The 16452-nt window shown below is 72.6% G+C and carries 15 protein-coding genes; 10 read left to right on the plus strand and 5 right to left on the minus strand.

What is annotated here, in order from left to right; translation table 11 throughout:
* The first annotated feature begins 90 nt into the window (after positions 1-90).
* The 5 genes from ACIQPR_RS14440 (at position 91) to ACIQPR_RS14460 (ending at position 5433) form a co-directional block, all read left to right on the plus strand.
* Positions 91-726 carry a YbhB/YbcL family Raf kinase inhibitor-like protein gene (locus ACIQPR_RS14440; protein WP_403647014.1) on the plus strand — a complete coding sequence of 212 codons (636 nt, stop codon included), beginning with the start codon at positions 91-93 and terminating at the stop codon, positions 724-726.
* A gap of 146 nt (positions 727-872) precedes the next feature.
* Positions 873-1862, plus strand: a complete 990-nt coding sequence (locus ACIQPR_RS14445; protein WP_403647016.1) for an Ig-like domain-containing protein — start codon at positions 873-875, stop codon at positions 1860-1862.
* Between the two features lie 281 nt (positions 1863-2143).
* The gene (gene rsgA, locus ACIQPR_RS14450; RefSeq protein WP_403647019.1) at positions 2144-3265 is read left to right on the plus strand and encodes a ribosome small subunit-dependent GTPase A; all 1122 of its coding nucleotides are present in this window, start codon (positions 2144-2146) and stop codon (positions 3263-3265) included.
* 111 nt (positions 3266-3376) lie between these two features.
* Positions 3377-4831 (plus strand): DNA-3-methyladenine glycosylase 2 family protein, encoded by a 1455-nt coding sequence (locus ACIQPR_RS14455; protein WP_403647912.1) that lies wholly within the window; start codon positions 3377-3379, stop codon positions 4829-4831.
* 104 nt (positions 4832-4935) lie between these two features.
* On the plus strand, positions 4936-5433 hold the full coding sequence (locus tag ACIQPR_RS14460; RefSeq protein ID WP_403647915.1) for a methylated-DNA--[protein]-cysteine S-methyltransferase: 498 nt from the start codon (positions 4936-4938) through the stop codon (positions 5431-5433).
* Here the strand turns inward: ACIQPR_RS14460 and ACIQPR_RS14465 are convergent.
* Complete coding sequence (locus ACIQPR_RS14465; RefSeq protein WP_403647022.1) at positions 5430-5807, minus strand: PPOX class F420-dependent oxidoreductase; 378 nt, start codon at positions 5805-5807, stop codon at positions 5430-5432. The two genes, ACIQPR_RS14460 and ACIQPR_RS14465, sit on opposite strands and share 4 nt — an antisense overlap.
* A 172-nt stretch (positions 5808-5979) precedes the next feature.
* Here ACIQPR_RS14465 and ACIQPR_RS14470 point away from each other — a divergent pair, with 172 nt between their 5' ends.
* Complete coding sequence (locus ACIQPR_RS14470; protein ID WP_403647024.1) at positions 5980-7188, plus strand: SGNH/GDSL hydrolase family protein; 1209 nt, start codon at positions 5980-5982, stop codon at positions 7186-7188.
* Between the two features lie 19 nt (positions 7189-7207).
* On the opposite strand, the gene ACIQPR_RS14475 is transcribed toward ACIQPR_RS14470, so the two are convergent.
* Positions 7208-7690: a DUF456 domain-containing protein gene (locus tag ACIQPR_RS14475; protein WP_403647027.1), complete on the minus strand. Its 483-nt coding sequence runs from the start codon at positions 7688-7690 to the stop codon at positions 7208-7210.
* A gap of 357 nt (positions 7691-8047) precedes the next feature.
* Between ACIQPR_RS14475 and ACIQPR_RS14480 the strand changes: the two genes are divergently transcribed.
* The gene (locus ACIQPR_RS14480) at positions 8048-9658 is read left to right on the plus strand and encodes a protein phosphatase 2C domain-containing protein (protein ID WP_403647031.1); all 1611 of its coding nucleotides are present in this window, start codon (positions 8048-8050) and stop codon (positions 9656-9658) included.
* Positions 9659-9730: 72 nt separating this feature from the next.
* Positions 9731-11473: a pyruvate dehydrogenase gene (locus ACIQPR_RS14485; RefSeq protein ID WP_403647034.1), complete on the plus strand. Its 1743-nt coding sequence runs from the start codon at positions 9731-9733 to the stop codon at positions 11471-11473.
* Here ACIQPR_RS14485 and ACIQPR_RS14490 read toward each other — a convergent pair.
* Positions 11470-12639 carry a helix-turn-helix domain-containing protein gene (locus ACIQPR_RS14490; RefSeq protein WP_403647038.1) on the minus strand — a complete coding sequence of 390 codons (1170 nt, stop codon included), beginning with the start codon at positions 12637-12639 and terminating at the stop codon, positions 11470-11472. The genes ACIQPR_RS14485 and ACIQPR_RS14490 overlap by 4 nt on opposite strands.
* A 132-nt stretch (positions 12640-12771) precedes the next feature.
* Here ACIQPR_RS14490 and ACIQPR_RS14495 point away from each other — a divergent pair, with 132 nt between their 5' ends.
* The gene (locus ACIQPR_RS14495) at positions 12772-13242 is read left to right on the plus strand and encodes a hypothetical protein (RefSeq protein ID WP_403647041.1); all 471 of its coding nucleotides are present in this window, start codon (positions 12772-12774) and stop codon (positions 13240-13242) included.
* 466 nt (positions 13243-13708) lie between these two features.
* The gene (locus ACIQPR_RS14500; protein ID WP_403647045.1) at positions 13709-14161 is read left to right on the plus strand and encodes an ATP-binding protein; all 453 of its coding nucleotides are present in this window, start codon (positions 13709-13711) and stop codon (positions 14159-14161) included.
* An 81-nt stretch (positions 14162-14242) separates the two neighbouring features.
* On the opposite strand, the gene ACIQPR_RS14505 is transcribed toward ACIQPR_RS14500, so the two are convergent.
* Entirely contained in the window at positions 14243-15280 is a 1038-nt protein-coding gene (locus ACIQPR_RS14505) for a DUF2637 domain-containing protein (RefSeq protein ID WP_403647048.1), read from the minus strand.
* Positions 15281-15583: 303 nt separating this feature from the next.
* The gene (locus ACIQPR_RS14510; RefSeq protein ID WP_403647051.1) at positions 15584-16432 is read right to left on the minus strand and encodes a (2Fe-2S)-binding protein; all 849 of its coding nucleotides are present in this window, start codon (positions 16430-16432) and stop codon (positions 15584-15586) included.
* Positions 16433-16452: the final 20 nt, after the last annotated feature.

Consider the following 16452-nt stretch of genomic DNA (forward strand, 5'->3'; position numbering starts at 1 on the left):
GGACACCCCCGTGCCACTGACAAGGATCGCCCGCACAGCCGACCGGGCGGCCACCGCAGAAGCCGTAGCCATGCCGGAGGTGACGACCCGATGACCCTGCTCGGCCGACTCCTCAGGAACCGCAGAGCGGGCGAGGCCCACAGCGCGTGGCACCAACCGCACCTGCGGGGGCCCGAGTTGCTGACCCTCACCAGTCAGGACTTCGAGGACGGCGCCGCCATGGCGCTGCGGAACTGCGCGAAACACATCGGCGGTACCGATCTCTCCCCCCACCTGGCGTGGACCCCGCCCCCGCCCGGCACCGCCCAACTCCTCCTCGTCGTGGAGGACATCGACATTCCGCTGGCCAAGCCCGCGGTGCACTGCCTCGCCCTGATCGACCCGGCGGCCGGACAGCTGGAGCCCGGCGCGCTCTCCGCGCGACACCCCGGACCCGGGGTGCGGGTACTGCGTTCCACCGTGGGACGCGGCTACCACGGCCCCGGACCGATCAAGGGCCACGGCCCGCACCACTACGTCTTCCAACTCTTCGCCCTCCAGACCCCCTTGGACGGGACCCCGTTGGACGGGACCCCCTTCGACGGGAACTCCTCGGAGGGAACTCCCTCGGACGGCGCGGCACCCGCAGCCCCGCCCATGGACCGGGCCCGCCCGCGCACCCTGCTGGCCACCGTCCCCCCGCCCATCCTCGGCCGAGCCCGGCTGACCGGCGTCTTCGAACGCTGAGGACGGTCACGCTCAGCGCATCCCGGGACGCACAGCGAATCTTGGGACACGTTTTACGTGGTATCCGAAACTGACGCCCCCGGGGTATCCGTCTGACAAAGAGTCGGGCCCTTCAGGGCCGCAGCAACGAGAGAGTGGGGCACGTCGTGGGACGGCGCAAGGGCAGCATAGGGATCGCACTCGTCACAGGTGTGGTGCTGGTGGGCGCGAGTGCCTGCGGCGGGGGCGGCAGCGCGAAGGCGAGCGGGGACGACGCGAAGGCGTCCTCCGGCAAGCCCAGCGCGAGCGCCTCGCCGTCGCCGACCAAGCCCGCGGGCCCGCCGATGCTGCTGGACACGATCACCCCGCAGACCGGAACCACGGTCGGTGTGGCCATGCCGATCTCGGTGATCTTCACCAACCCGGTCGCGGCCAAGGCACACGCCACGGTCGAGAAGCACATGAAGGTCAGCGCCTCGCAGCCGGTGGTCGGTGCCTGGCACTGGATGGGCGACCAGCGCGCCGACTGGCGCCCGAAGACGTACTGGCCCTCCGGCACGACGGTGAAGATCGACGCCGACATGACGGGCGTCAGCAACGGCAACGGCCGCTACGGCGTGCACGACTACACCCACACCTTCAAGATCGGCGACGACGTCCGCGCCGACGTCTCGGTCACCAACCACACCATGAAGGTGACCAAGAACGGCGTGACCGTACGCACCCTGTCGATCAACGCGGGCAGCGCCGAGTTCCCGACGTGGGACGGCACGATGGCCGTCATCGACAAGCAGAAGAAGGTCCACATGACCTCCTGCAGCGTCGGCATCAGCTGCGACAAGGGCAGCCCCAACTACTACGACCTGACGCTGCCCTGGGACATCCACCTCACCCAGTCCGGCACCTACGTGCACTACTCGACCGGCGACCCGAACCCGGGCAGCGGCAGCGCCCGCGGCTCGCACGGCTGCGTCCACCTCTCCCTCTCGGACGCCGAATGGTTCTACGGCCAGGTCAAGCAGGGCGACCCCGTCACCATCACCGGCTCGCCCCGGGGCAAGGCCCCCGCCGACAACGGCTACGCCGACTTCAACCTGGACTGGAGCCAGTGGCTCGCGGGCAGCGGCTCGGGCGAGGGGACCACGGCGACCCTGTGACGGGCGCTTGAGCGTGAGCGGGAGCGGCGGCGCGTCGTTTAATTCGGTGGCGCCGCCGCTCCCGTGTCTTCTACCCTTCGTCGTGTTGGAGCGGCAACCTCGGGTTGCCGCCGGTGACTTGGCTCGTGCCGTGGGAGGTGTGACCGATGGCTGTCTTTGAGATGGGCGCTGCCCGCATCCGGAAGTTCATCAAGTCCACTCCCGTGGCCTCCGGCTGACCTCACTCCTTCTCCCGCGTCCGTGTGCGCGGTGCCGGGGCCACCCTTGTGAAGGGTCTCCCCTTGTCTTACTCTTCTCTCCCGGGTTCGTCCTCGTCGTTGTCCTCCGTGCATCCGCTTCAGCCCTACGGCTGGGACGCGGACCGGGAGGCCGAGTTCGTGCCCTTCGCCGAGCAGGGGCTCCTGCCCGGCCGTGTCGTACGGGTCGACCGCGGTCTGTGCGATGTCGTCACGGCGGGCGGTACGGTCCGTGCCGACACCGAGTTCGTCGTTCCCCGTGACCCGATGAAGGTCGTATGCACGGGCGACTGGGTCGCCGTGGACCCCGCGGGCGGTGACCCGCGCTATGTGCGGACGCTGCTGTCCCGGCGGACCGCCTTCGTGCGGTCCACCTCCTCCAAGCGGTCCGAGGGGCAGATCCTCGCGGCCAATGTCGACCACGCGATCGTGGCCGTGCCGTTGAACGGGGATCTCGACCTCGGCCGGATCGAGCGGTTCCTCGCGCTCGCCTGGGAGTCCGGAGCCCAGCCCGTCGTCGTGCTCACCAAGGCCGACCTCGTGCCGGACGCGGTGACCTTGTCGTATCTCGTGCAGGACGTGGAGACGACCGCGCCCGGCGTGCCCGTGCTGAGTGTCAGCGCCGCGACCGGGGCGGGCACCGACGTGCTCGCCGCGGTCGCCGCCGGTGGCACCTCCGTACTGCTCGGGCAGTCCGGCGCCGGCAAGTCGACGCTGGCCAACGCGCTGCTCGGCGAGGACGTGATGGACGTCCAGTCGACCCGTGACGTGGACGGCAAGGGCCGGCACACGACCACCACCCGCAACCTGCTCGTACTGCCCGGCGGCGGTGTCCTGATCGACACGCCGGGGCTGCGCGGGGTCGGGCTGTGGGACGCGCAGACCGGGGTCGGGCAGGTGTTCGCGGAGATCGAGGAACTGGCGGGACAGTGCCGTTTCCACGACTGCGCCCACATCGCCGAACCGGGGTGCGCGGTGCTCGCCGCCGTCGAGAGCGGTGAACTGCCCGAGCGGCGGCTCGACAGCTACCGCAAGCTCATGCGCGAGAACCAGTGGATCGTCGCCAAGACCGACGCCCGGCTCCGGGCCGAGATCCGCCGCGACTGGAAGCGGAAGGGGGCCGAGGGGAAGGCCGCCATGGAGGCCAAGCGGGGGCGCTGGGCGTAGCCCCTGCGAGGGGCCTCCGGTGGGTTCCCGCCGGGGGTCCTCCCGCCGCTCACCGCCGCGTCCGATTTCCGCCAGCCCCGTCCCCGGGGATGGCGGAGACTGGACGGCGTGATGGACGAGGACACCAGGTACGAGGCGGTACGCAGCCGGGACGCCCGGTTCGACGGCGAGTTCTTCTTCGGCGTCGCCACCACCGGGATCTACTGCCGGCCCAGCTGTCCGGCGGTGACGCCGAAGCGGCGCAATGTGCGGTTCTTCACGACGGCCGCCGCCGCGCAGGGCTCGGGGTTCCGGGCCTGTCGGCGGTGCCGCCCGGACGCCGTCCCGGGCTCGGCCGAGTGGAACGTGCGCGCCGATGTCGTGGGCCGCGCCATGCGGCTGATCGGCGATGGAGTGGTGGACCGCGAGGGTGTCGCCGGGCTCGCCGTGCGGCTGGGATACAGCGCACGGCAGGTCCAGCGGCAGCTCACCGCCGAACTCGGCGCCGGTCCCGTCGCTCTCGCCCGGGCCCAACGGGCCCACACCGCACGGGTCCTCGTCCAGACCACCGACCTGCCGATCACGGAGATCGCGTTCGCGTCGGGGTTCGCCAGCGTCCGCCAGTTCAACGACACCATCCGTGCCGTGTACGCGTCGACCCCCAGCGAACTGCGCACCAACGCGCCCAAGGCGCTGACCAGGGCACCAGCCGAAGTATCGGTCGGGGAACCGGCCGGCGGGCCCCTCCCCACGGGCGGGCCCTCCGCCGGAATCCCGTTGCGGCTCGCGCATCGGGGTCCGTACCAGTCCGCCGCCGTCTTCGACCTGCTGGAGCGCGAGGCCGTCCCCGGCATCGAGGAGATCACCGGTCCCCGCGGCGGCCGTACGTACCGCCGCACCCTCCGCCTCCCCTACGGCACCGGGATCGTCGCCGTCGACGAGCGCCCCGGCATCCTCAAGGGCGGGTCGCCCTCCCACGCCGGCGGCTGGCTCGACGCCCGGCTGCACCTCACCGACCACCGTGACCTGACCACCGCCGTCCAGCGGTTGCGGCGGCTCTTCGATCTCGACGCCGACCCGTACGCCGTCGACGAGCGGCTCGGCGCCGACCCCCGGCTCGGCCCGCTCGTCGCCGCCCGGCCGGGCCTGCGCGCACCGGGCGCCGCCGATCCGGCCGAACTGGCCGTGCGGGCGCTGGTGGGCGCGGCCGAGGCCGAGCGGCTGGTGCGGCACCACGGCAGGCCGCTGGACACCCCGTCCGGCAGCCTCACCCACCTCTTCCCCGAACCGTCCGTACTGGCCGAGGCCTCGCCCGGCGAGCCACTGACCGGCCCCGTCACCGCTCTCGTCGCCGCTCTCGCCGACGGCACGCTACGACTCGACGTCGGCGCCGACCGGGACGACGCCCAGGCGGCCCTGCTCGCCCTGCCCGGCATGGACCCCGCCACCGTCGCCGTCATCCGCGCCCGCGCCCTCGGCGACCCCGACGTGGCACCGCCCGGCACCGGAATCCCCGACGCCTGGCGCCCCTGGCGCTCCTACGCCGTACAACACCTGCGCACGGCAGGGGAGTTGGAGTACCGATGACCATCCGGCCGACCACCCCGCCGACCGTCCCGACCCTTGAACCGAGGACCGACCCCATGACTGCCCCTGTGCCCGACTCCGTGCCCGACTCCGTGACCGACCGCATGACCCACTCCACCACCGTCCGCTGGACGAGTCTCGACAGCCCCCTGGGGCAGCTGCTCCTCACCGCCGACGACAGTGGTGCCCTCACCTCGCTCTCCGTCCCCGGGCAGAAGGGCGGTCGTACCGTCCGGCCCGAGTGGCGGCGGGACGCCGGCCCCTTCCGCGCGGCCGGCGAGCAGCTCGCCGCCTACTTCGCCGGTGAACTCAAGGAATTCCAGCTGGAGTTCCACACCTCCGGCACGGACTTCCGGGAGCGGGTGTGGAGCGCGCTCGACTCCGTTCCGTACGGTGCGACGACGACGTACGGCGAGATCGCCGCGCGGATCGGCGCCTCCCGGGCCGCCGTTCGGGCCGTGGGCGGGGCGATCGGGGCCAACCCGTTGCTGGTCGTGCGCCCCTGCCACCGGGTGATCGGCGCCGACGGCTCGCTGACCGGCTACGCGGGCGGCCTCGAACGCAAGGTGTCGCTCCTGACCCTGGAACACGCCCTGGACTAGGCCCTGTTGTCGTCCAGGCCCCAGCTGTGGATCCGCCGCGGATGGACGCGGATCACCTCCTCGCTCATGTGCGGCCCCAACTCGTGCGGGCCGACCAGGAGTTCGGCCTCGCCGCGGATGTCGATGCCGCGCACCCGCCACGGGCTGACGCTGACGATGTCGTCCACGACCAGCGCGACCTTCGGATTCGCCCGCAGATTGCGCCACTTCTTCGTCGTGCCCATCGCGTACCCGCCCACCAGGATCGTGCCGTCGGCCTGCGGGAAGAAGCCCACGGGATTGGCCTGCGGTTGCCCCTGGGGATCGACGGTGGCCAGCCGCCCCAGCCGCTGCGACTTCAGGTACGCGCGTTCGGCCTCGGTGAATTCGGTCATGTCCGCAGCCAAACACGCCCGCCCGTCCGGCGCATCGGCTTCGGGGACCAGGACTTCGGTCCTACTCCGGACAGGCGGATACGGCGGCGGCCACCGGTGATGCTCCGCCGTCCGCCCCGCTCCGCGTGCCACGGTCGCCTCCTCATGATCGGCGGGGAGAGGCGGAGCACTCATGGCCGGGGTCGGACGGATCGGTGTGGCACTGCTGGTACTGGTGCTCGGGGCGGGCGCCGGCCAGGGCACGGCGACGGCCGAGGCCCCGGCGCCCGCCCCCTTCGAGACCTGGACCGGCAGCTGGGAGGCGGCCCCCTCGGGAACCGCCGCCGCCCATCCCGGCGCCTCTTTCCGCAACGTCGTGCGGCTCAGCGTCGGCGGCGACGCCGTCCGTGTCCGGCTCACCAACCGGCTCGGCACCGCCCCCCTCCGCCTCGACACGGTGACCGTCGCCCTGCGCGGAACCGGCCCGGACGCCGTGCCCGGCTCGATGCGCACCGCCACCTTCGGCGGCTCCGGTACGGCCACCGTCCCGGCGGGCGAGGACCTGGTCACCGACGCCGTCCCGCTCGCCGTACCCGACGCGGCGGACCTGCTCGTCACCGTCCACACCCCCGGCGACTCCGGCCCGGCGACCTACCACCGTGCCGCCGGACAGACCAACTACCGTGCCCCGAGCGGCAATTGGGCCGCCGACAGCGACGGCGCCGCGTACACGACGACCACCACCTCCTGGTACTACGTCACCGGCGTCGACGTCCTCGACGCCCCGGCGGCGGGCAGTGTCGTCGCGTTCGGCGACTCCCTCACCGACGGCAACGGCTCCACCCGCGACGCCAACCGCCGCTGGCCCGACCGGCTCGCCGAGCGCCTCGCCGCCCTGCCCCCGTACCGCCGCCTCGGCGTCCTCAACGCGGGGATCTCCGGCAACCGCCTGCTGCGCGACGACACCGGGCCCAGCGCCCTGGCGCGGCTCGACGCGGACGCCCTGTCGCGGTCGGGCGTGCGGGTGCTGATCGTCATGGAGGGCATCAACGACATCAAGGGCACCCCGAACGCCACCGACCCCGAGGCCTTCGAGACCGCCTACCGCGCACTGGTGACCCGCGCCCACGCCCACGGCATCCGCGTCATCGGCGCGACCCTCACACCGTACGGCGGCAACAGCGCGTACACGGCGGCCCGGGAAGCCGTACGGCAGCGGGTCAACGCCCTCATCCGGGCCGGCGGGCCCTTCGACGCGGTCGTCGACTTCGACGCCGCCGTCCGCGACCCGGAGCAGCCGCAGCGGATCCGGCCCGCCTACGACTCCGGCGACCACCTCCACTTCAACGACGCCGGGCTGCGGGCGCTCGCCGACACCGTCGACCTCACCAAGCTGACCTGACGGACCTGGGGCGGGCGGGTCAGCCCCAGATCGTGGCGCCCAGCCACGCGCCCGCGATCAGCAGGCAGGTGAACAGTTCGGTCAGCACGCTGGAGCCGCCCGAGCGCATCGCCGTACGCAGGGCGGCCCTGGCCTCGGCGGGGCGGCCGAGCCGCAGGCGTTCGTGGAGGTAGATCCCGGCCATGAAGCCGGGGATCGCGCCGACCACGGGCAGCAGCAGGAAGCCCAGCAGCGCGCCGGTCCCCGCGTACACCGCCATCCGGGGGGTCGCGCCGCTCGCCCGCAGCCTGCGGGGCGGCAGCGCCCAGCGCACCACCTGGGACAGGAGCAGGGCGGCCGTGGCGCCCACGAGGACGCCCCAGGACACCGGCTGCGGATCCTTCAGCGCCCACCACAGGACCGCGGCCCACACCAGCCACGACCCCGGCACGCCGGGCACCAGGACTCCGCACAGGCCGAGCAGGATGACGACGCCGACCAGCAGGAGTTCAGCCGCTCCCATCTGCCCAGCCTGCGGGATCCCGGAGGAAACCGCAGGTCAGCCATGCGCCACCCGGCCCCGTTCGCGGGCGGTGACTCACAGGTGGGACGGGCGTGAATCACAGGGAATTTTCAGGGAACGAGGTCACACTCGGGGGGCCTGACGGGCCGATCGCGCGACGGGATTCGGTCACTCGGTCGCCGCCGGGCGGTTCTCCCGTGGGGGGTGGAATCGCCCGGCGGCTCTGTACTGTCCTGAACCGCCTTGTGGCGGACGGGTGTTCGTCACGTCATCCGACACGCCGTTCGAGAAGGGGCGCGCACCGGATTTTCCCGACGCCCCGTTTTCATCCGGCCCGCGCGGTGGACAATTAGGGGCATGAGCCAGCAGGGGGGAAAGCCGCCCGGTCACGAGGACGACTGGTGGGGCCAGCTGTACGACGACTCCACCGACGACACGGGACCCACGGCCACGGCCGACTCCCTGGAGGACCGCTTCGCCTCGGCGGCGGGGACGGTGGGCGAGGGCGCACGCCCGGACCCGGGGACCGGAGGCACGCGCCCCGCACCCGGCCCCGTGGACGAAGGCCAGCGTGCCGTCCTCGGCCCGGGGGTCCCGGCCCCGCGTCCCGGTGCCGCCGGTGCCCTCCTGGGCGATACGGCGGACGCCGACGCGGCCGGTCACCGTCCGGCCGACGCGCCCGGCCATCGTCCGGCCGATACGCCCGGTCACCGCCCGGCCGACACGTCCGGTCACCCGTCGGCCGCCGTCCCGGGCGACGACAGCTCGCCCTCGCCGACCGGGCAGGGCGTCGGCACGGCCCCGCCCCTGGGCTCGCCCCCCTTCCCGGCGCCGCTGCCACCGCCGCCGCCACCCCCACTCGCACCGGTCAGCCCGGCCGCGCCCGTCCCGGCCGCCCCGCCCGGTTCCCGCGCGGAAGCCCCGTTCGCCGCGCCCGTCCGCGCTCCGCGCCCGAACCTCCCCGCCCTCGTAACGCCACCGCCCCCACCCCCGGCCGCGTCCCCCGCCCTCGACTACGTGGGCTCCGGTCCGCCCACCTACGACGCCGAGCCCACCGCCCTGCCGGCCGCCGACCCGGACGATCTGGACGACCTGGTCGCGGACACCGTGCTCGACGGGGCGCGGTACGGGAGCAGCACGCTGCGGGCCGCCTCCGTGCGGGGGGACTCCGCGCGGTTCCGGGGTGAGCCGCGCCGGGACTCGTTGCTGACCGCGCGGTTCGGGGTCGGGGAACAGGCGCTGGTGCTGGTCGCGATGGCGACCGGGGCGCGGGCCACGCCGGGGGCGCACCGGGCCGCCGCCGAGGCCTGTCAGTGGATCGGGCGGGCCGTCGGAAGGAGTCACGCCCGGCTCGCCGAGGACATCCGGGCCGCCCGGCGCGGTGATCTCAAGTCCGGTCTGCACCGGCTCACCGACCGCAGCCTCGGCAAACTCCGTGCCAGCGCCGCCGAACAGGGCATCGACCCGGACGAGTACGCGGCCACCCTGCGCTGTCTGCTCCTGCCCGCCCACCCGGAGTGCCGTACCCGCGTCTTCTTCGGCGTCGGCCCCGGCGGTCTGTTCCGGCTGCGCGACGGTGAGTGGCAGGACATCGAGCCCACCGCCGGTGAGGCGGCCGGCGAGGCCGTCGTCGGCTTCGGTTCGCAGCCCGCCGAGACGCCCGAGGGCGACCGGCTGACCATGGACCTGGGCATCCCGACCCCGCCGAGCCCCTACGAACCCGCCCCCGAACCGCCCCGCGAACCCTTCCGCTTCCGGGCTTCCGTCGCCCGCCCCGGCGACACGCTCCTCATGTGCACGGGCGGCCTCGCCGAACCGCTGCGCGGCGAACCCGAGCTGTCCGCCCATCTCGCGGGCCGGTGGTCGGCCCCCGCTCCGCCCGGGCTGGCGGCCTTCCTCGCCGACACCCAAGTGCGGGTCAAGGGTTATGCCGACGACCGCACGGCCGCCGCCGTTTGGGAGGCGTGAGCGCCCGCGCTGTGAATTCATGGACCCAGAGGGATCCGAAGGACACAGGAAACCGAAGGGCACGCGAGAACCATGGCCAAGCAGAACGTCGCCGAACAGTTCGTCGACATCCTCGTCCGCGCCGGAGTCAAGCGCCTCTACGGCGTCGTCGGCGACAGCCTCAACCCGGTCGTCGACGCGATCCGCCGCAACTCCGCCATCGACTGGATCCATGTGCGCCACGAGGAGACCGCGGCCTTCGCCGCCGGTGCGGAGGCGCAGATAACGGGGAAGCTCGCGGCCTGCGCCGGCTCCTGCGGCCCCGGCAACCTGCACCTCATCAACGGCCTCTACGACGCCCACCGCTCCATGGCCCCGGTCCTCGCCCTCGCCTCGCAGATCCCGTCCAGCGAGATCGGCCTCGGCTACTTCCAGGAGACGCACCCGGACCGGCTCTTCCAGGAGTGCAGCCACTACAGCGAACTCATCTCCAGCCCCAAGCAGATGCCCCGCCTCCTCCAGACCGCCATCCAGCACGCGGTCGGCCGGTCCGGCGTCAGCGTCGTCTCGCTGCCCGGCGACATCGCCGCCGAGCCCGCCCCGGACAGGACCGCCGAGACCGCCCTCGTCACCTCCCGCCCCGCCGTGCGCCCCGGCGACGCCGAGATCGACAGGCTCGTCGAGCTGATCGACGCGGCCGACAAGGTCACCCTCTTCTGCGGCAGCGGCACGGCGGGCGCGCACGCCGAGGTGATGGAGCTCGCCGGGAAGATCAAGTCCCCGATCGGACACGCCCTCCGGGGCAAGGAATGGATCCAGTACGACAACCCGTACGACGTCGGCATGAGCGGACTGCTCGGCTACGGCGCCGCCTACGAGGCCACGCACGAGTGCGACCTGTTGATCCTCATCGGCACCGACTTCCCGTACAACGCGTTCCTGCCCGACGACGTGAAGATCGCCCAGATCGACGTGCGGCCCGAACACCTCGGCCGGCGCTCGAAGTTGGACCTCGCGATGTGGGGCGACGCGAAGGAGACCCTGCGCTGTCTCATTCCCCGGGTGCGGGCGAAGGAGGACCGGAAGTTCCTCGACCGGATGCTCAAGAAGCACGCCGACGCGCTGGAGGGCGTCGTCAAGGCGTACACCCGCAAGGTGGAGAAGCAGGTCCCGATCCATCCCGAGTACGTGGCCTCCGTACTCGACGAACTCGCCGACGAAGACGCCGTGTTCACCGTCGACACCGGCATGTGCAATGTGTGGGCCGCCCGCTACATCACGCCCAACGGCCGCCGTCGCGTGATCGGTTCGTTCTCGCACGGCTCGATGGCGAACGCGCTGCCGATGGCGATCGGCGCCCAGTTCACCGACCCCGGGCGCCAGGTCGTCTCGATGTCCGGCGACGGCGGATTCTCCATGCTGATGGGCGACTTCCTCACCCTCGTCCAGTACGACCTGCCGGTGAAGGTCGTCCTGTTCAACAACTCCTCCCTGGGAATGGTCGAGTTGGAGATGCTGGTCGCCGGCCTCCCGTCGTACGGCACCACCAACAAGAACCCCGACTTCGCGGCCGTGGCCCGCGCCTGCGGTGCCTACGGTGTGCGGGTCGAGAAGCCCAAGGACCTGGCGGGCGCGCTGAAGAGCGCCCTCAAGCACAAGGGCCCGGCCCTCGTCGACGTCGTCACCGATCCCAACGCGCTGTCCATCCCGCCGAAGATCAGCGCCGAGATGGTCACGGGCTTCGCGCTCTCGGCCTCGAAGATCGTGCTGGACGGGGGAGTCGGCCGCATGCTCCAGATGGCCCGCTCCAACATCCGCAACATGCCCCGGCCCTAACTGTCGTACGGCGCCCAGCCCTTGGCCGAGTACCAGTAGTGCGGCAGGCCCTCGATGCTCGTCGTGCGGAACGGCCTGCCGTGGTCGTCGACGCGGAGGATGCCGGTGCGGCCCTGGGAGGACCAGCCGAGTTCGAGGTACCAGCGGCAGTCGCAGGTCCGGGTCCGGGCCTTGACGAGCAGCACCTCCGGGTCCTGCGCGGAGACCCGGTACGGCAGGTGCGCCGCGGGGGCCCGAGTGCCCAGGTCGCTGCCGGCGTCGGCGCGGGCCAGCGGGTGGCGGGCGTCGAGGTCCACCCCGAAGTAGCGGGGGCTGACCTCGCCGCCGCAGCCCTGGTCCATGGCGTAGGCGGTGCCGTGGACGGGGGCGGCCCGGCCCACGACCCGGACGCGCAGCGACTCCAGGACGACCGCCGCGGTCGTCCGCCCCTGCACCGAGATCTCGACGTCGGTCTCCCGCCCGTGCACCGCGTGCTGGTGCGCCGCCCAGGTACCGGCGTCCTGCGGGTCTGGGGGCGGCGGGACCCGCGCGGGTGACTTCTCGACGACGTAGTCGTGACTGCAATTGATGTCCCACACCTGGGAGTCGGCCGTCCAGGTGAGGGGCGCGGCGGGCGTCGCGGACGGTGCGGGCCCGGGCTCGGCGGTGTCGTGGGCGGAGAGCGCCGACAGGGTGCCCCACACCGCGAGCACCGCGCCCACCACGGCGGCGGTGAGCGCGAGCCGCCGTCGCCGATACCAGGGGCCACGGCCGGGCACCGGCGCGGGGACTTCGGCCGGTGCCGGTGCCGGCATCGCTGGTGCTGGTGCTGGTGCTGGTTCAGGGGCGGCCGGGTGTTCGGCGGGCCGGGGCCGTTGCCGGGCCGCCACCGCCAGGATCCAGTAGCGGTGCAGCCGCAGCCGTTCCTCCGGTGTCGCCCCGCACAGGACCGCGAACCGCTCCACGGAGGCGAAGCCGAGCGGGACCGCCTCGCCCACGCAGTAGCGGTGCAGGGTCGAGGCGTTCATGTTCAGGCGGCGGGCCAACTGGCCGTAGCTGCGGTCCGCGCGGTCCTTCAGCCGCCGCAGCAGCGCCGCGAACTCCTCGACATCCTTGTCGTCGCCCTCGCCCGACACCGTTCCCCCGTGCGCGCCGCGTCCCGGGACGGTGTCCCAGGCACTCCACATATGAGGAGGTCAGCGGGGGTGGGACGGTTCCACCGTCGCGGGGTCGGTGTCGGTCGTTGCGGTCGCGGACGCCGGGCGCCGAAGCTCTGGGGGACCACACCGCACGGCATCGAACCGAAACGGGGAACCCACGTGAACAGCAAGAAGGCCACGCGCCGCACCGCCCTCGCCGCCGGCCTCGCCCTCGCCCTCGGGCTGGGCGTCGCGGCCCAGGCCTCGGCCGGCGGCCCACGCACCGTCAGCGGCTCGCCCGCCGACGACATCACCCGCGTCGCCGACTTCTACGGCGCCTACATCGACGCCGAGAGCGACCTCGACGGCGGTGGCGGCAGGCTCGCCCAGCAGCTGCGCTCGTACTACCTCACGCCCGGCTGCCTGAAGGAGCTGAAGGCCTGGGAGGACAAGAACCACGCCGACGGTGTCCTCCGGGCGCAGGACACACCGCGGAGCTGGAAGGTCACCGGCAACGGCACCGCCGGCCACACCGAGGCCACCGTCACCCTGACCTGGGGCGGCGGCGACACCACCAGGCTGGTCGTCGACATGACCCGTACGACCCACAAGATCTCCCACATCGGCACGACGGGCGGCGGTGGCAAGTAGGGCTCGTACAGGGGCCGTTCACCGGTTCCCGAGCGGCTGATTCCGGCCAGATTCGCGAGGCGCGCACCGTCCGGGGCCCAACCGCCCCACGCCTTCGCGGACTACGGCCGGATCGGCAGCCCGGCATCGGCGGTCGGGGCGATCGACGGTGGTCAGGACGGCGCGAGGCGTCTGGTCCCGGCGCCGGACGCCATGACATCGCGGTCGTGAACGTCCCGGCCGGCCCGCCGGTGCCGCATGCTCCGTACGGTGGCCGTTCGACCGTACGGACGCCGTCGCCCCCGATTCCTCCGCCCCGCCGGATTCGGCCCGAGCGTGGCCGAAGACCCGGCCGTCGGCGATTCGGCATGACTGGCCCGTTCCGCGCGAGGGCATGGATCCCCGTGAACCTGTTCGAGCAGGAGGGGACCGGAAAACCGGCGTGCAGGCGGGGGTCATGAAGAGGCAAGCACGAGGGGGCGGTCCCATGGCGGTCGGGGCCTCCTCGGCCAAGACGGTGGAGGAAACGGCCGACAGCGCCATGGAACCGGCGCAGCCGCCTCAACTGAGGCGCAGACTCGGACGCGCGGACCTGCGGGCGGTGCCCGAAGCCCGCCGGGCGTTGCGCGAACTGCTACGGCACTGGGGGAGGCCGGGACGATCGGAGATAGCCGAGCTGCTCACGAGTGAACTCGTCACCAACGCGCTGATCCACACCGACCACGACGCCGTACTGACGGCGACGGTCGGACCGCGTGGACTGCGCGTGGAGGTACGGGACTTCGTGGCGCGACGGCCCAGACTGCGCGCACCGACCGCCGACGACGGTACGCACGGACGGGGCCTGGTCCTGGTGCAGTCCCTCGCGGACGCCTGGGGGGTGTCGTCCCACGGGGTGGGCAAGTCCGTCTGGTTCGAACTCGACGCGGACGCGGCATGAGCAACGGGACGGGGACGGTGTCCAGTTGGACTCCGTCCCCGTCCCGTTGTCGCCCGGTCCCGGACCTCGTGGTCCCGGATCTCAGCCGAACTGCTGCTCCAGGTCCTTGAGTTTGCGCTCAAGGGAGTCGAGCCGCGGCAGTGCCATGGTGTCGTCCTCCGCGGTGAGGTCGACGGTTATCGGGTCAGATGCCCCGCGGACTGGCTGGAGTGAGGGACGCGTGCGAACCGGCAGCGGTTCTCCGGTCGATAGAGCAGGCTCCGCGGAAGGCTGTGAGGAGCCGCCACGCTCCAGGGCCTGCGGCTCCGGCGTCCGGCCCCGCCCGATGAAGCCGCGCTGGCCCCGGCTTATGGCCTTGAGCTGGGCCCGCTCGATCCGCTGCTGGTCGCGGCGGCGCAGTCGGGCGTCTTCCTTCTTGGCCTTGTCCTCGCGCACCTCGTCGACCGCCTCGTCCAGGCTGCGGACGTTCTCCAGGAGCATCAGCGACCAGGCGCTGTAGGTCTCCCGGGGGGCGCGCAGCCAGCGGACGATACGGATCTGGGGCAGCGGACGCGGCACCAGACCCTGCTCGCGCAGCGCGGCACGACGGGTCTGCTTCAGCGCGCGGTCGAAGAGGACCGCGGCCGACAGGGACATGCCGGAGAAGAACTGCGGAGCGCCCGCGTGATCGACACCCCTGGGCGCGTGCACCCAGTTGAACCAGGCGGCAGCCGCCGCGAACGTCCACACGAGTATGCGGGAGCCGAGGGCCGCGTCGCCGTGGCTGGCCTCGCGCACCGCGAGGACGGAACAGAACATGGCCGCGCCGTCGAGGCCGAACGGGACCAGGTACTCCCAGCCGTCGGTGAGGCCGAGGTTCTCCTGGCCGAAGCCGACCAGTCCGTGGAAGGAGAGTGCAGCGGCGACCGCCGCGCAGCAGAACAGAAGGACGTAGGAGGCGATGCCGTATATGGCTTCCTTGCGCCTTCGGCGCTCCTCCGTGCGCTCCCACGAATCGTCTTTCGCGTGCTCCCCGCCGGACCGCTTGCTCCGCGCGAGCACCGCAACCGCCGCCAGCATGCCCAGGAGCAGTACGGCGCCGGGAAGCAGCCAGTTAAGCGATATGTCGGTCAGTCTCATCTGGGGTCCCTTGCATTGGGATAGGGCGTAACGCCCGCCATAGTGGCCCAATCCCAACGGCCCTCAGGCGTTTTCGGGGCAAGAGGCCGCCAAGGAGGTGCAAGGGGATGCCCAGGACGGCTTTCTGCTCGAACTGCCGCTTGAGGGGCGGGAGTTGAGTTCGAATAAGACTACCCGTACGGGTGGTTCCACGGAAAGTTCCTGCGACAAGTGAGGAAGTTGTGAAGCACCTGTAACCGAGCGGGCGTCCCGTTCGCGGCCGATCCTAGCGGGCCCCTGATCGGGCCCCGCACTGAGGGTCCCTCAACTCGCCGCGGCGGCCAGCAGCTTGCCGACCCGCTCCGCCTCGCAGGTGCGCGGACAGGTCGGGCAGGCGTCCAGCGCGTCCAGCGTGTAGTACATGCAGCAGCTCACCCGGTCCCGGGTCGGCAGCGACTCCCCGTCGGGGCCGGTCAGCGCCCGGAACCCGGCCGTTCCGACGTACGGCTTGGTGGTGCCCGGCAGCAGCGCCTCCAACTCGCGCTCGGCGCGCGGCTGTTCGCCGAACAGGTCGGCGACGTACCAGAGGCTCTCGACGACCTCGTCGGTCGCCATGCCCCACAGCGCGCGGCCCCGCCGCCGCATCCGGGGCCCGAAACCGGCGAGCAGGGGCTCCATGTGCTCGGCGACCGCCGCCCGCAGCTCCGCGCGCAGCGCCTCCTCGCCGGCCACCGTCCGGGCGCCGGGCAGCGCCGCCGCCGGATCGCCCGGCAGGCAGGCGAACGACTCGGTGCGGACCACCAGGTGGCCCATGTCCAGACCCGCGGCGGTGCGGTCGTAGGAGACATGGGTCACAGGGAGGCGGGGGACACGGCGGTGCAGGAACCACGGGACCGTGAACAGGAGGCAGACCGGCCAGGCGTAGCGGTGCAGGCCGAAGGTGGCTATCACGTCGGGGCGGCCCGCGCGGCCGTGGTCGCGCCGCACCTGGGCGTCGTCCCACGCCAGGAACGCCTCCAGGCCCGCGCCGCCCTCCGCGAGCGCGGCGGCCTGGGCCCAGCCGCCGCCGGTCGGCAGCGGTCGGCCCAGGGGGAGTTCGGTGATCGCGAGCCCGGGGATGACCTCGGTGAGGCGGGCGTACGCGTCCGCCGTGGCCGAAGAGGGCAGGGGCATGCCGGGACCACCGATTCGCC

This window comes from Streptomyces sp. NPDC091280 (genome assembly GCF_044768565.1).
Classification (GTDB): domain Bacteria; phylum Actinomycetota; class Actinomycetes; order Streptomycetales; family Streptomycetaceae; genus Streptomyces.

Coding starts and splice junctions, on each gene's coding strand:
- ACIQPR_RS14440 (WP_403647014.1), top strand. CDS start 91: ATGACCCTGCTCGGCCGACTCCTCAGGAACCGCAGAGCGGGCGAGGCC.
- ACIQPR_RS14455 (WP_403647912.1), top strand. CDS start 3,377: ATGGACGAGGACACCAGGTACGAGGCGGTACGCAGCCGGGACGCCCGG.
- ACIQPR_RS14460 (WP_403647915.1), top strand. CDS start 4,936: ATGACCCACTCCACCACCGTCCGCTGGACGAGTCTCGACAGCCCCCTG.
- ACIQPR_RS14465 (WP_403647022.1), bottom strand. CDS start 5,807: ATGACCGAATTCACCGAGGCCGAACGCGCGTACCTGAAGTCGCAGCGG.
- ACIQPR_RS14470 (WP_403647024.1), top strand. CDS start 5,980: ATGGCCGGGGTCGGACGGATCGGTGTGGCACTGCTGGTACTGGTGCTC.
- ACIQPR_RS14475 (WP_403647027.1), bottom strand. CDS start 7,690: ATGGGAGCGGCTGAACTCCTGCTGGTCGGCGTCGTCATCCTGCTCGGC.
- ACIQPR_RS14480 (WP_403647031.1), top strand. CDS start 8,048: ATGAGCCAGCAGGGGGGAAAGCCGCCCGGTCACGAGGACGACTGGTGG.
- ACIQPR_RS14485 (WP_403647034.1), top strand. CDS start 9,731: ATGGCCAAGCAGAACGTCGCCGAACAGTTCGTCGACATCCTCGTCCGC.
- ACIQPR_RS14490 (WP_403647038.1), bottom strand. CDS start 12,639: ATGTGGAGTGCCTGGGACACCGTCCCGGGACGCGGCGCGCACGGGGGA.
- ACIQPR_RS14500 (WP_403647045.1), top strand. CDS start 13,709: ATGGCGGTCGGGGCCTCCTCGGCCAAGACGGTGGAGGAAACGGCCGAC.
- ACIQPR_RS14505 (WP_403647048.1), bottom strand. CDS start 15,280: ATGAGACTGACCGACATATCGCTTAACTGGCTGCTTCCCGGCGCCGTA.
- ACIQPR_RS14510 (WP_403647051.1), bottom strand. CDS start 16,432: ATGCCCCTGCCCTCTTCGGCCACGGCGGACGCGTACGCCCGCCTCACC.